The 14,349-nt window shown below is 69.9% G+C and carries 5 protein-coding genes; 4 read left to right on the top strand and 1 reads right to left on the bottom strand.

Translation table 11 applies throughout. From position 1 onward, the window contains the following. From ACXJKH_RS05630 to ACXJKH_RS05645, 4 genes are all read left to right on the top strand, one after another. On the top strand, nucleotides 1-2,165 hold a 2,165-nt coding region (locus tag ACXJKH_RS05630), incomplete at its 5' end, for an ATP-binding protein (RefSeq protein ID WP_457318605.1). 175 nt (nucleotides 2,166-2,340) lie between these two features. Continuing rightward, entirely contained in the window at nucleotides 2,341-5,820 is a 3,480-nt protein-coding gene (locus tag ACXJKH_RS05635) for an ATP-binding protein (protein ID WP_457318606.1), read from the top strand. Beyond that, complete coding sequence (locus ACXJKH_RS05640) at nucleotides 5,817-9,002, top strand: response regulator (RefSeq protein ID WP_457318607.1); 3,186 nt, start codon at nucleotides 5,817-5,819, stop codon at nucleotides 9,000-9,002. Before ACXJKH_RS05635 ends, ACXJKH_RS05640 begins: the two co-directional genes overlap by 4 nt. Before the next feature lie 122 nt (nucleotides 9,003-9,124). Beyond that, nucleotides 9,125-12,655 (top strand): ATP-binding protein, encoded by a 3,531-nt coding sequence (locus ACXJKH_RS05645; RefSeq protein WP_457318608.1) that lies wholly within the window; start codon nucleotides 9,125-9,127, stop codon nucleotides 12,653-12,655. A gap of 60 nt (nucleotides 12,656-12,715) precedes the next feature. Here ACXJKH_RS05645 and mdtD read toward each other — a convergent pair whose 3' ends face one another. Beyond that, nucleotides 12,716-14,119 (bottom strand): multidrug transporter subunit MdtD, encoded by a 1,404-nt coding sequence (gene mdtD, locus ACXJKH_RS05650; RefSeq protein ID WP_256775804.1) that lies wholly within the window; start codon nucleotides 14,117-14,119, stop codon nucleotides 12,716-12,718. Nucleotides 14,120-14,349 lie beyond the last annotated feature (230 nt).

Consider the following 14,349-nt stretch of genomic DNA (forward strand, 5'->3'; position numbering starts at 1 on the left):
GCATCCAGCGCCGCGATGCCGAGGGCACGCTGCTCGACACGATCCGCATCGACGCCGACCGAGGGCTGACCGACACCTCGATCGAGCAGATGCTGTTCGATGCACGCGGGCAACTGTGGGTGATGGGCGAGGCGGGCCTGATGCGCTGGAACGAGGGCCGATTCGAGCACGTGCCGGGGATTGCACCGGGCAACATCTTCGACATGGCCTGGATCGGTGCGGATGAGCTGTGGCTGGCGCGCAGTGGCGCACTGGAGCGCTACCGCTGGGATGGCCTGAGCATGACCCTGCGCGAGCGCGTTGGTAGCGCCGAGGGCGTGCCGCCGGTATCGATGGGCGGGCTGGTGATCGGCCGGCAGGGACGGGTGTGGGCGACCACCCCGCGCGGCCTGCTCAGCTGGCAGGGCAAGCAGCGCCAGCTACGGCTGTACGGCGAACGCGACGGCCTGCCGGATGTGGAGTTCAGTGGCCGGCCGCCGGTGCGTGCCGCCAATGGCCACCTGCTGGCGGTCACGGCTACCGGGCTGGTCGGGTTCGACCCGGATGCGGCCGACCTGCCGCTGCCGCCGTCGCAGCTGGTGATCGACAACCTGCAGGTGCGCCGCGACGACGCCGAGGGCCAGCAATCGCTGCCGCCGGACGCGCCGATCGTGCTCGGTCCCGAAGACCGCGACCTGATCGTCACCGCCCGCCTGCTGTCCTTCGCCAATCCGCAGGGCAACCGCTATCGCTACCGGGTCTCCGGGTACGACCAGAACTGGGTGATGCAGGCCTCCGACGGCGAACGCCTGTTGTCGCGCCTGCCCTCGGGGCAGTACGCCATCGATGTGCAGGCGGCCACCTCGCATGGGCAATGGACGCCGTCGCGCACGCTCAGCGTGGAGGTGCTGCCGCCGTGGTGGCGCAGCAACGGGGCGATCCTGGCGTACCTGGTGTTGTGGCTGCTGCTGGTGGCGGTGGTGGTGTACGTGGCGCGGGTGCGGCTGCGCCGGCGCCAGCAATGGCAGCTGACCGTGCACAAACAGCAGATCGCCGAACACGCCTCCCAGGCCAAGAGCCGGTTCCTGGCCACGCTCGGGCACGAGGTGCGTACCCCGATGACCGGCGTGCTGGGCATGAGCGAGCTGTTGCTGGCCACGCCGCTGGATGACCTGCAGCGGGGCTATGCCGCGTCGATCCAGCATGCCGGCACCCATCTGCTGCGGCTGGTCAACGATGCGCTGGACCTGGCGCGGATCGAAGCGGGCCGGCTCGAACTGGATATCCGTCCGTTCGATCTGATGTCGATGCTGGCCCAGGTGCAGGCACTGATGGAGCCGATGGCACACCACCGTGGCCTGGCCTTCGAACGCAGCTTCAACCTGCCCGGCCCGGTGCAGGTCAGTGGCGATGAAATGCGCGTGCGCCAGATCCTGATGAACCTGCTCGGCAATGCCATCAAGTTCACCGAGCGCGGCCATGTCGGGTTGGGCGTGGAGCTGCTCGACGATGGCCTGGGCGTGGCCTTCGAGGTCACCGATACCGGTCCAGGGATCAGCGCCGACCAGCAGCAGCGCCTGTTCCACCGTTTTGAACAGGCCGATGGTCCGCGTACGGCATCGCGGTACGGCGGCAGCGGGCTGGGTCTGGCGATCTGCCAGGAACTGGCGGTGGCGATGGCCGGACGGATCGACATCGACAGCCGGCCCGGCCAGGGCGCGCGTTTCAGCGTGGTCTTGCCGCTGCCGTGGACGCTGCGGCGCGGCGGCGCACCCAGCCACGCGCAAGACGCCGCGCGGATCCAGTTGCCACCGTTGCGGATCCTGCTGGTGGAAGACGACCCGACCGTGGCCGACGTGATTGCCGGGCTGTTGCGCACGCGCGGTCATGAGGTGGTGCACGTGCTGCACGGATTGGCTGCGTTGGCCGAGGTGTCGGCCGGGCCGTTCGATGTGGGCCTGCTCGACCTCGACCTGCCGGCGCTGGATGGCATCGCCATTGCCGGACAACTGCGCGCGCTGGGTTACGAGCTGCCGCTGATCGCGGTTACCGCGCGCTCGGATGCGTACGCCGAACAGCAGGTGCTGGAAAGCGGGTTCGATGGTTTCCTGCGCAAGCCGGTCACCGGCGACCTGCTGGTCGATGCGATCGCAACGGCGCGTGCGGGGCGACAGCCGGACGGCTGAGGGCATCCTGCTGCATGCTGAGATAGGCGGGGTGTTTCGATCAGTGGCGATCGATGCGAACTTCAACTCAGCAAGATGTGATCCAGCGCATGGCAGGAACCCGCACTGGCAGTTCGATCACTCTATTGTCAGTGCGATGACTGTGACGTGGTTGACGTAACCGGTGGCCTGCGGTGTGGCACGGCGTTGGAAGTGCGGGTTCTGGCTGGCTGCGTTGCTCGCGGTGTGGCCGTGCGCCACGGCCGCCACCGTGCTCGACCTGCCGTGGCCGCACCAGTTGGGGCTTCGCGAGGGCCTGCCGAACGCCGGCATGCAGGCCATGGCCGAGGACGCGACCGGCTATCTGTGGCTGGCCGGAAGCGACGGCCTGATGCGCTTTGATGGGCGGCGCGCACGGGTTTGGCGGCGCGAGGACGGGCTGGTCGATGCCGTGTTGCACGCACTGCACATCGACTCCCACGATCGGCTGTGGCTGGGCACCGCGTCGCAGGGAGTGGTGATGATGCCTGCCGATCGCAGCGGCTTCGAACGTCCCGACGAACAGGCGCCGCTGGCGGTACGCAGCGGCACCATCCACGCCATTGCCAGCAGCGGCGATGGCGCGGTGTGGGTGATCGGGGCGGACCGCCACCTGTACCGTCACGCCAGCGACAACCCGCGTTGGCAGCGTGTGGACACCGCGGCCGATGCGGTCACCGCATTGGCCCGGGATCGCGACGGGATGCTGTGGGTGGGCACTTCGCAAGGGCTGCGTCGCATCCGCGACGGGCGCGCCCAGCGCGTCGGCGTGCAGACCGTGGCCGTGCACATGCTCTGGCCCGACCCGCACGGCGGTATGCACGTGGGCAGCACGGACACGGCCTGGACCGTTGCTGCCGCTGGCGGCGCGTTGCAGCCGGTCGCGCCGGGTCGACCGCTGCTGCGCAGCGCCGACGGTGTGCTGTGGCAACAGCAGGCCGCCGGCCTGATGCTCCATCGCGGGCCACGCGCGCAGCCGGTGGCATTGCGCCCCGTGCATGGCCCACGTGCCCGCAGCGTGGAGATGCGCCAGGCCCTCCAGGACCAGCGCGGCGACATCTGGTTGCTCAGCCGTGCGCACGGGCTGTGGCGGTTGCCGGCGCGCTGGCGCGCGTTCACCGCATTGCCGGCCGCGGCCAACGGCCTGCCGGGTATCCGCAGTCATTACGCGCTCGCGCTGACCGCTTCCCGCGACGGGCGCTTGTGGGTGGCCGGCAGCCAGGGACGTCTGCAGCGGCTGGACCTGCGCACCGGTGCCAGCAGCGATCACCTGACGTATCCGCACGAAGGCTTCAGTGCGGTGGCCGTGGGCATGGCCGAAGACCCACGGCAACGTCTGTGGATCGCCAGCGCCGGGCAGATGCTGCGCTACGACCCGGCCCGCGGCGAGGTCCGGCGCTGGCCGCTGGCGCTGCCCTCCGGCGACGGGCCAATGCACCTGCAGGCGTGTCCGGATGGCAGCGTCTGGTTGGCCCACGCGCAACAGATCCAGCAGTGGTCGGCCGGCGGCGTGCGCCTGCATGCCGATGCACCGCAGGCGCTGGGTCTTGCGCGTGGCCGGGCGGCGCGCCAACTGCTGTGCGACCGCACCGGGATGCTGTGGGCGACCGACCGCGAGGGGCTCAAGTACTGGGATGCGACACGCCGGCGCTTTGTGGCCGCCGAAGTGCAGGGCACGCCGTTGGCGGCCGTTGCCGAGGGCGACGATGGCAGCCTCTGGCTCAGCCGCCAGGATGCGTTGGAGCAGCACCGCTGGGAGGGTCAACGGCTGCGGCGAGTGCGCCGCTTCGATGCGGCGTCCGGCTATCCGCTGCTGCGCGCCGACGCGCTGGCGGTGGATGCGCACGGCACCGTGTGGGCCGGCGCGGCGCGTGGCCTGATCCGACTCGACCCGGGCGACGGTCAGGTGTGCGTACTGGGCAGCGCCGATGGCCTGCCGGTGCAGGAGATTCTTGGCCAGCGCCTGGTGCGGGTGGCGACCGGCGCGCTGGCCGCGGCGGTGCGCGAAGGCGGGCTGTTGCTGTTGGAGCCGGGCAGCGTGCGTCAACCGCAACCGGTACCGACGCTGGTGATCAATGCGGTCCGACTGCAGCGGCGCGGTACGGCGCTTAACCTGCGGTCGGGAGTGGCACCGACGTCGCTGTCCAGTACCGATCGCAACATCCAGATTGCGGTCAACCTGTTGGGCCCAGGCGATCCGGATCGCATTCAGCATCGCTTCCGTCTGGCCGGACATGATCCGGACTGGGTGGACACCGGCCCGGTAGCGCAACGCATCTTCGCGCGCCTGCCTGTCGGCGAGCATGTGGTGGCGGTGCAGGCGCGGCATGGCGATGGGCCATGGTCGGCGCCGCGGGACGTTGCGCTGCAGGTGGCGCCGGCATGGTGGCAGACCCTGCCCGGCAGGATCGGCCTGACGCTGGCGGCCGCACTCGCGCTGCTGACGGCGAGCCGTACCGGCACCCGCTTGGCGCGGTGGCGGCGGCGCCTGCTTGCGGCGCGTCTGCAGCACCGCCGCGCGGAACGGGTCTCGGCCGAACGCACCCGTTTCCTGGGGCGGCTGGGACACCGCATCCGGGTGCCGATGACGGTGGTCTGCGGCTGGAGCGAACTGCTGCTGCAGGCACCGCTGAGCGTGCGGCAGCGGGCACAGGCCGACAGCCTGCATCGCGCCGGCCGGCACCTGGTGCAACTGGTGGATGATGCGCTGGACCTGGCCAGCATCGAAGCCGGACGCCTGCATCTGCAGCCCGGCGCGTTCGCCCCGGCGGCACTGCTGCATGAACTGCACGCCCTGTTGCTGCCGGTGGCTGCGGCCAAGCAGCTGCGCCTGGCCTGGGACAGCAGCATCGAACCGCAGCGATGGCTGCTGGGCGATGTGCGGCGACTGCGCCAGATCCTGTTGAACCTGATCGGCAACGCGGTGAAGTTCACCGCGCAGGGCAGTGTCCAGGTATCCGCCAGGTGCGGCGCGGGCGGCCGTGGTCTTGTGTTGGTGGTGACCGATACCGGCCCGGGCATGAGCGCCGAGCAGGTGCGGCGCCTGTTCCAGCGTTTCGAACAGGCCGACGGTGCGGTCACGCTCGCACGCCATGGCGGCAGCGGACTGGGGCTGGCGATCAGTCGCGAGCTGGCCCAGGCGATGGGCGGGGACATCCAGGTCCACACTCGGCCGGGCCAGGGCAGCCGTTTCGAGGTGCGGTTGCCGCTGCCGGATGTCGCCGGGCCGCCGGCACTGGCGACGCCGGCGGGTGCACCCGACGGGAGGGGCGCACCGGCGCGACGCGTGGTGCTGTTGCTGCCGCATGCGGATACCACGGCGGTGGTCGCGGCCCTGTTGCGGGCGCAGGGACAGCACGTGGTCTGCCTGCCCCAGGTGGCGGAGGACGTTGCAGCGTGGCCGGCCGTTGCCTGCGACCTGGTGGTTGCCGATCCGGATATGCGCATCAGTGGCGAGCGGGTCGCTGCGTTGCTGGCACGCTGTTGGCCCGGCGTACCGCGCGTTGCAGTGACCCCGCGTGCCGATGCAGCGGCCGAGCGCGACGCGCTGGCGGCCGGGTTCAGTGGCTTCCTGCGGTTGCCGTTGAGCGGCGACGCGTTGGCGGTGGCGCTGCGCGCCTGCACGGACCCACGATGACGCTCCTGCGCCGGATGCTGGCCGCGTTGTTGCTCCTGGTCTGCACCGGGGGCAGTGCGCGGGCGCAGTTGCCCGAAGCGTTCCGGTTCACCACGGTGGATGGGCTGCCTTCCAATGCCGTGCATCAGGTGGTGGAGGATCGGCACGGTTATCTGTGGTTTGCCACCGACGATGGCCTGGCGCGCTTCGACGGGCGTCACTTCCGGATCTGGCGACGCGAACAGGGTTTGGTCGACAACCAGTTGCTGGCGCTGGCGCTGGACGAGCATGACCGGCTGTGGATGGGGACCGGCCGGGGCGTGGTGATGCGGCTGTCCGCGGACCGCACCCGCATCGATGCGTTCGGCGGCAGCCGCCATCCCGCCCTGGCCGGTGCGGCGATCAGCGTGCTGCTCGCCGATACACAGGGCGGCGTCTGGTTCGGCGCGCGCGGCGCGGGACTGTTCCGGCTCGACCCGCAGCAGCGCCTGCGTCAGTACCTGCCCACGCTGCGCGGCGACGGCGTCCCGCCCGGCGATGTGGAACATCTCGTCCACGATACCGACGGTGGTCTCTGGGTGGGGACCACGCAGGGGCTCGCGCGCTGGGACGACGGTCGCTTCCATCGGCCCGCCGTTGCCGCCCTCGCCACCGCGCCGATCACCGGCATGGGTGTCGATGCCGGTGGTGTGCCGTGGATCAGCAGCGCCGTCGGGCGCTGGCGCGTGCAGGGTGGCACGCGCGTGCAGGCGGTAGCCCTGCATCGGCATGCGCGCCTGCTTGGCATCGGCCGCGAGGATGCGCAGTGGTGGGCTGACGGGCAACGGGTATGGCGGCAGCCGTCAGGGGCTGGCGCGGCGGCGCCGGTCGGGTTGGCGTCGGCCGGCGACGGCACGATGCCACGCCTGCGGCGGGCCTTCGAGGATCGCCAGGGCGGTGCGTGGCTGCTCGGGACGCATCTGGGGGTGTGGCGTCTGCCGCCGCTCTGGCGGCAGTTCCGTGCACAACCGGCGCCGCAGCGACAACGTGGCCTGGAGGGTTTCATCCCCGCGGTGCACAGGTCCAGCGCGGAGTTGAGCTGCGCCGAGGATCGCTACTGGCGGATCCGCGATGGCGCGCTCGAACGGCGTGGTGCCGATCGACGACCGGTCGCACGCTGGCCGCTTGTCGATACCCGTGGCGTGCCGGTGCAGGGGCCTTTGTCGCTGCACTGCGCGCAGGACGGCGGCGTGTGGCTGGGCGGGGCGGCTGGTCTGAAGCGTTGGAATGGGACGCGCTTGGTGACCGTCCCAGGCGCGCCGTCAGACATCACGGCGCTGCATGTCGATCCTGCCGGTGGCCTGTGGATCGCCGCTGCCGGGGTCATCTACCGCTACCGGTGGCAGCGCGGCGCGCTGCAGCAGCGTCTTCGTCTGGACGAGCGTGACGGCCTGCCGCCGCTGCAGCTGCAGGCCATGGCCACCGACGGCAGCGACGTGCTGTGGGCCACCGCTGGTACCGGACTGCTGCGGGTGGCCCCGGCACGCCGCGAGGTGCGCCTGTATGGACGGGACGACGGCGTTCCCGAAGCGGTGATGCACGCGCGCCTGCAGGCGGACGCGGGCACGATGCTGGCCGTTGGCGAGGAGGGCGCTGCGGTGGCGTTCGATACGGCCCAGCTGGCACGGCCAATGACCTCGCCGGCCCTGGTCATCGAACGCGTGCAGCTGCGTCGCGGCGAGCATCTGCTGACCGTGCCCCCGCTGGGGCCGCTGCAGTTGCATGCGCACGATCGCGATATCCAGATCACCGCGCGGGTGCTGTCGGCGCAGCTCGATCCACGGCAGCAGTACCGGTTCCGGCTGCGTGACAGTGGGCAGGGCTGGAGCCGGACCCGCAGTCGCGGCACGATCGGTTTTCCGCAGCTGGCGCCGGGCCAGCATGTACTGCAGTACCAGGAGCGCGGCGGCGATGGACGCTGGTCGACCCTGCAGGAGCTGGTGCTGCACGTGCAGCGCAGCGACTGGCAGCATCCCGGCGTGCGGGCTGCGCGCCTGACCGCGCTGCTGGCGCTGTGCGTGGTGATGGGCTGGGGACTGTGGCGCAGCGTGGCGCGGATGCGCGCCCGACGCGCCGTGGCGCGGCGACGGGGCTGGGCACAGCAGTCCGCCGATGCCAAGGCTGGCTTCCTGGCCACCTTCGGGCATGAGATACGCACCCCTCTCACCGGCGTGCTCGGAATGAGCGAGCTGCTGCTTGCCTCGACGCTGGCACCGCGGGAGCGCCGGCGTGTCGCGCGCATCCAGCGCGGTGGACGGCAGCTGCTGGCCATCCTCGACGACGCACTGGACGATGCGCGCATGGACGCCGGACGGGTGCCATTGCAATGGTCCCGTTTTGATCTGCTCAGCGTGTTGCAGCGCTGGCGACAGCATACGCAGCTGGTGCTGTGCGCGCAGGGCAGCATTTTTGCGGCATGCGTGCATCTGCCCGGGCCCGTGCGGGTGGGCGGGGATCCACAGCGTCTGCGGCAGCTGCTGGAGGTGATGATCGAGGGTCTACTCGACGCGCTGTCGGCCTGCCGGATCGCGGTCCAGGTCGGTTGGCTGCCCGGTCGTGGCGGGATGCTGCTGGATCTGCAGGCCGCGCCGATGGCAGGCCTGCCGATGCCGGCCGAGACGGTGATGCGGGCGGCGCTGGAGCGCGCGCAGACCTGCGCGCGAGCCCTGGACGGGCAACTGCGGGTGGTATTGCGTTCCGGGACGGGGTGGTGGCTGGTACTCCGGCTGCCGCTGGCGCCCGGCACGGACGGCGACGATGAGCCAGCCCCCGGCCGTGGGGTCGCGGCCGGCGAGCCGGGCGCGCCATGGCGGGTGTTGCTGGTCGAAGATGATCCGCTGCTTGCCCAGGTCCACGCCGGGGTGTTGGGCGCGCGCGGTGCGCACGTGGTGACCGCGGGGCATGCACTGGCGGCGATGGCCGAGGTGGCAGCGGCGCGCGTCGATGTGATGCTGCTGGACCTGGATCTGCCGGGCGTGGATGGCTGGCAGCTGCTGGACATGCTGCGCACGCAGGGCTGCCAGGTACCGGTGTTGATCCTGACCGCGCGGCGCGAACCGGGGTTGGCCGAACGCGCGGCCGTCGCCGGGGCGGCGGGTGTGCTGCACAAGCCGGTCGATGGCGATCAACTGTACGCGGCGGTGCGTATGCTGCTTCCGGGCTGAGTGGATCGTCGCCACGCAGCGAACCGTTTACCATGCGGACCTGGCCCCAGGCTCGACCCACCGCGCTGCGGTGCGGTCGCAACCCTGGCGAGCATCCACGGACAGAGTCGGGAGATCCACTGGTGGTGCCTTTGCGTTGGCTGCTCCTGATCGGGATCGCATGGCTCTGGCCGCTGCTCGGCCACGCGCAGCCCGTGCCGCCGACACCCCGCCAGCTCACCGTGTTCGACGGATTGCCGTCCAACACGGTCAATCGCATGGCCGAAGACGGCTACGGGTACCTGTGGATCGCCACCAACGACGGCCTGGCCCGTTACGACGGGCGCAACTACCGGGTGTGGCGTGCCGAGGATGGGCTGCGCGACAACCATGTGTGGAGCGTGCACGTGGATGCGCGCAACCAGCTGTGGATCGGCACCGAAAACGCCGGACTGGCGATGATGTCGGCCGATCGGCGCGAGCTGCGTTTCTTCGACCGCGCCAGCCACCCGGTGATCGGCAGCAACACGATCTGGAGCATTACCTCCACCGCCGRTGGCACGGTCTGGTTCGGCACCTATGAAGGCGGCCTGCACCGGCTCGACCGCAATGGCAAGGTCACCCGTTTYATGCCCGAGCATGGCAATCCACGCAGCCTGCCGTCCGCCTCGGTTACGCAATTGGCGACTACCCGCGACGGCAGCCTCTGGGTGGGGACCAAGGCCGGGTTGGCGCGCTGGACCGGGCATGATTTCGAGCGGGTGTCCAGCCGCTATCTGCACGAACAGCTGATCAACGGCCTTACCGCCGAGCTCGACGGCAGCCTGTGGGTGGCCACCAATGCCGGGGTGGTGGTGCGGCGTCCGGATGGACGCATCGAGCCGGCGCCGTGGAAGGTCGATGCGCGTGACCAGATCCTGGGCATGATGCTGCGCGACGAACAGGGCGGCTACTGGCTCGATACCCGCTCCGGGTTGGGCCGCGCCTACGACAACCAGTTTCAGCAGGTGCCGTTGTACAGCGCCGTGGCGCGCGGCCAGGTGCGACCGAACTGGACCGGTGCCTACGAGGACCGTGAGGGCGGGATCTGGCTGGCCAGCACCAACAGCGGCCTGTGGCACCTGTTGCCGCGCTGGTGGCAGTTCTCGGTGTTGTCGCGGCTGGAAGATGATCCGTCCTCGCTACGCAACGGCTACGTGCTGGGCATGTCCGCCGCCGCCGATGGCGGGGTATGGACGGTGGGCACGCACGGGGCGCTGGACAAGTTCGACCCGGTCACCGGCCGCGTGGTGCAGCACCGTACCTGGGTGGACGGCAACCAATGGCTGCAATCGGTGAAGGAAGACGCGCTGGGGCGGGTCTGGATCGGTTCGCGCGATGCGTTGTTGCGCTACGACCCGAAGGAGGCAGCGTTGCGGCGGTGGGGCAACGACGCGGCGGTGGATGCGGCGATGGAGGGGCAGATCGAATCGCTGGCGCTGTGCGATGGCGGACGGCTGTGGAGCGCCGCGTCGACCGGACTGCAACAGCGCGATCTGGAAGGTCGGGTACTGCACCGCATTGCCGCCGGACATGCGGGACTGGCGGAGGGGCAGATCGCGCTCGACCTGATGTGCGGCAGCGAGGACCACCTGTGGGCAGCGACCAACCAGGGGCTGCTGCACTGGGTGCCGGCGCGGTCGCGGTTCGAGCCGGTCCCCGGCGCGCCACCGGGCGCGATCCATGCGGTGGCCACCGCCGCCGACGACAGCGTGTGGCTGTCCCAGGAAGGACGGCTGAGCCAGTACCGCTGGCAGAACGGCCGGCTGCTGCTGCAGGCGGTCATCGGCGGCGGTGCGGGCTATCCGGACGTCTCGGCGACCGGGCTGGTGGTGGATGCGCAGGGCGTGGTCTGGGCGGCCAGTGCGCGCGGCCTGATCCGGGTCGATCCGCAGATGGGCAACGTGCGTCTGTATGGCGTGCACGATGGCCTGCCCAGCCAGGAGTTCCGCCGCAGCACCTTGACCCGTACCGCCAGCGGCCGCATCGTCGGCGGTACGCCGGCCGGCGTGGTGGTGTTCGATCCGCGCCAGGTGCGGCCGTCCAACCGGCGTGCGCCGCTGGTGATCGAACGGGTGGAGGTGCGGCGCGGCGACCGCGTGGCCGACCTGACCCATCTCACCCCGCTGGAAATCGCCGACGCCGATCGCGACCTGCGCATCGTCGCGCGGTTGCTGTCCTTCGCCGATTCCTCGTCCAACAGCTATCGCTACCGACTGGCCGGTTACGACCCGGATTGGGTGGACGTCGGCCCGGCTGGCGAGCGGGTGTTCTCGCGCCTGCCACCGGGCAGTTACCGGCTGGAGGTGCAGGCGCGCTCGGCCGACCAGGTGTGGTCGCGGGTGCAGTCGCTGGAATTTCGGGTGCAGCCGCCGTGGTGGCGCAGTTTGTCGGGCCTGCTGGTGTTGACCTCGTTGGCGTTGCTGCTGATGAGTCTGTTCGCGTGGCTGTATCGACGTCGCCTGCAGCGCAAACATGCGTACCAGCTGGCGTTGCAGAAGCAGGAACTGGCCGAGCAGGCCTCGGCCGCCAAGACCCGCTTCCTGGCCAACCTGGGCCATGAAGTACGCACGCCGATGACCGGTGTGCTGGGCATGAGCGAGCTGTTGCTGGGCTCGGCGCTGGATCCGCAGCAGCGCAGCTGGACCGCATCGATCCGGCATGCCGGCGAACACCTGCTGCACCTGGTCAACGATGCGCTGGATCTGGCACGGATCGAATCGGGACGGTTGCAGCTGCAGGCCGAGCCGTTCGACGTGAACAACCTGGTCGACGACGTGTGCACCCTGATGGCGGCGCTGGCCGAGCAGAAGCAACTGCGTTTCGTGGTCGACAACCAGTTGCCTAAGGGTCTGGGCAGCGTCGGCGATGCGGTGCGGGTGCGACAGATCCTGCTCAACCTGCTGGGCAATGCGGTCAAGTTCACCACGCACGGCGAGGTACGCCTGAAGGCGATGACCTTGTCTGCCGATCGCGGGGTGTACTTCGAGGTTTCCGATACCGGTCCGGGGATCAGCAGCGATCAACAGCAGCGGCTGTTCCGCCGTTTCGAGCAGGCCGATGGCGCGCGGACGGCCGCGCAATATGGTGGCAGCGGGCTGGGGCTGGCAATTTGCCGGGAGCTTGCGCTGGCGATGCAGGGTCAGGTCGGTATCGAGAGCCAACTGGGGGTGGGCACCTGTTTCAGCCTGACCTTGCCACTGCCGCTGCATATTGTCGCCGCGCCGGCCGGCTTCGCAGGGGGCGGCGACGGCCAGCAGCTGCCGCCGATGCGGATTCTGCTGGTGGAAGACGATGCGACCGTGGCCAGTGTGATCAGCGGGCTGCTCGGCGCGCGCGGGCATCAGGTGGTGCATGCCGAGCACGCGCTGGCGGCGCTGCGAGAGGTCAGCGAGGCGCCGTTCGACGTGGTGCTGCTGGACCTGGACCTGCCCGGGCTGGGGGGGATCGAATTGGCCGGGCACCTGCACAACCAGGGCTACGAGATGCCGATGATCGCCGTGACCGCRCGTACCGACCCGGGCATCGAGCAGCAGGTGCGCGCGGCGGGCATGCAGGGCTTCCTGCGCAAGCCGGTGACCGGTGAGCTGCTGGTGGAGGCGATCGCGCGGGCGTTGCGCACGGCGCGCGGGTAAGCGGCGGGGCAGGTCATCGGGCCAAGGACCGCGTGCTGATCACCGGACCAACGGTCGATGCTACTCAGCGACCTCTTCCACATCGCGCGGGGAGGGGCGGGTGTCGGGCAGCTGCCAGAAGATCAGCGTGGAGGTGAGGGTGATGGCACCGACGCAGACGAAGGTGGCGTGCAGGGCGGCGGTGGCGCCGCGCAGGGCATCCAGGTGGTCGAACGCGGCCAGCAGGCTGCCGGCCGCAGCGGCGCCGAAGCCCGTGGCGAGCATCATCACCATCGACAGCAGGCTGTTGCCCGAACTGGCGAAATCGCGGTCGAGATCGCGCAGGGTCACGGTGTTCATGACGGTGAACTGCAGCGAGTTCACCGCGCCGAACAGGGCCAATTGGACGATGCGCACCCACAGTGGCTGGCCGGGTGTCATGAAGATGAAACTGGCCATTGCCAGGCCAACCAGCACGGTGTTGACCATCAGCACCCTTCGGTAGCCGAAGCGTTCGACCAGTTTGACGGCGTAGCGTTTGGAGAGCATGCCGGCGGCGGCGACGGGGATCATGAGCAGGCCGGCATTCATCGGGCTCATGCCCATGCCGACCTGCAGCAGCAGCGGGATGAGCAGGGGCATGGCGCTGCTGCCGATGCGCGAGAACAGGTTGCCGAGGATGCCGATGCGGTAGCTGGGCACGTGGAACAGGGCCAGCGAGAACAGCGGTGCGGTGGAATTGGCCGCGTGCAGCCAGTAGCCGACGAGGGCGGCCAGGCCGGCGACGGTCATGAGCATGACCAGCGCGTGCGGGGTGGCCATGCCGGAGATGCCGTCCAGGGCGAGGGAAAGCACGACCATGCCGAAGGCGAGCATGAGGTAGCCGGCCAGGTCGAAGCGGGTGCGATGCTCGGCGTAGTGGTCGGGCATGACGTTCATGGCGGCGATGTAGCCGATGACGCCGATGGGCAGGTTGATCAGGAAGACCCAGTGCCAGGAGGCGACTTCAACCAGCCAGCCGCCGAGGGTGGGGCCGATGAGCGGGCCGATGAGGGCGGGGATGGCGATGAAGCTCATGGCGCGGAGGAACTCTTCGCGCGAGACCGAGCGCATGACGGCGAGGCGGCCGACGGGGAGCAGCATGGCGCCGCCGACGCCCTGCAGGACGCGTGCGCCGACGAGCTGGTGCAGGGTCTGGGCGAGGGCGCAGGCGAGCGAGCCGAGGGTGAACAGGATGATGGCGACGAGGAAGGTGCGCCGGGTGCCGAAGCGGTCGGCTATCCAGCCGGAGGCGGGGATGAAGGTGGCCACGGCGAGGGCATAGCTGAAAACGACCGACTGCATCTGCAGGGGGCTTTCGCCGAGGCTGCGGGCCATGGCGGGGAGGGCGGTGTTGACGATGGTGGAGTCCAGCATCTGCATGAAGATCGCCAGCGATACCAGCCACAACAGGGGCCGGATCGAGGCGTAGCTGCTGGTCGTCATCGTGCGCACCTTCATCAACGAGGGGCACATGATCGCCGATGCGGGATCAGGGTGCGGTCAAGATGCGGTTGTGGACTGGATTGGCAAAGTTGTTTCAGAAGCTGGAGAGCCAGCGCCAGCGCCAGCGCCAGCGCCAGCGCCAGCCCAGAGCAAAGCCAGAGCCGAAGCCGAAGCGCTTGATGTGCTGGCGACCAGGCTGGGCTGGCGTGGGTGGGTTGGCGGGACCGTTG

This window comes from Stenotrophomonas sp. P5_B8 (genome assembly GCF_054049855.1).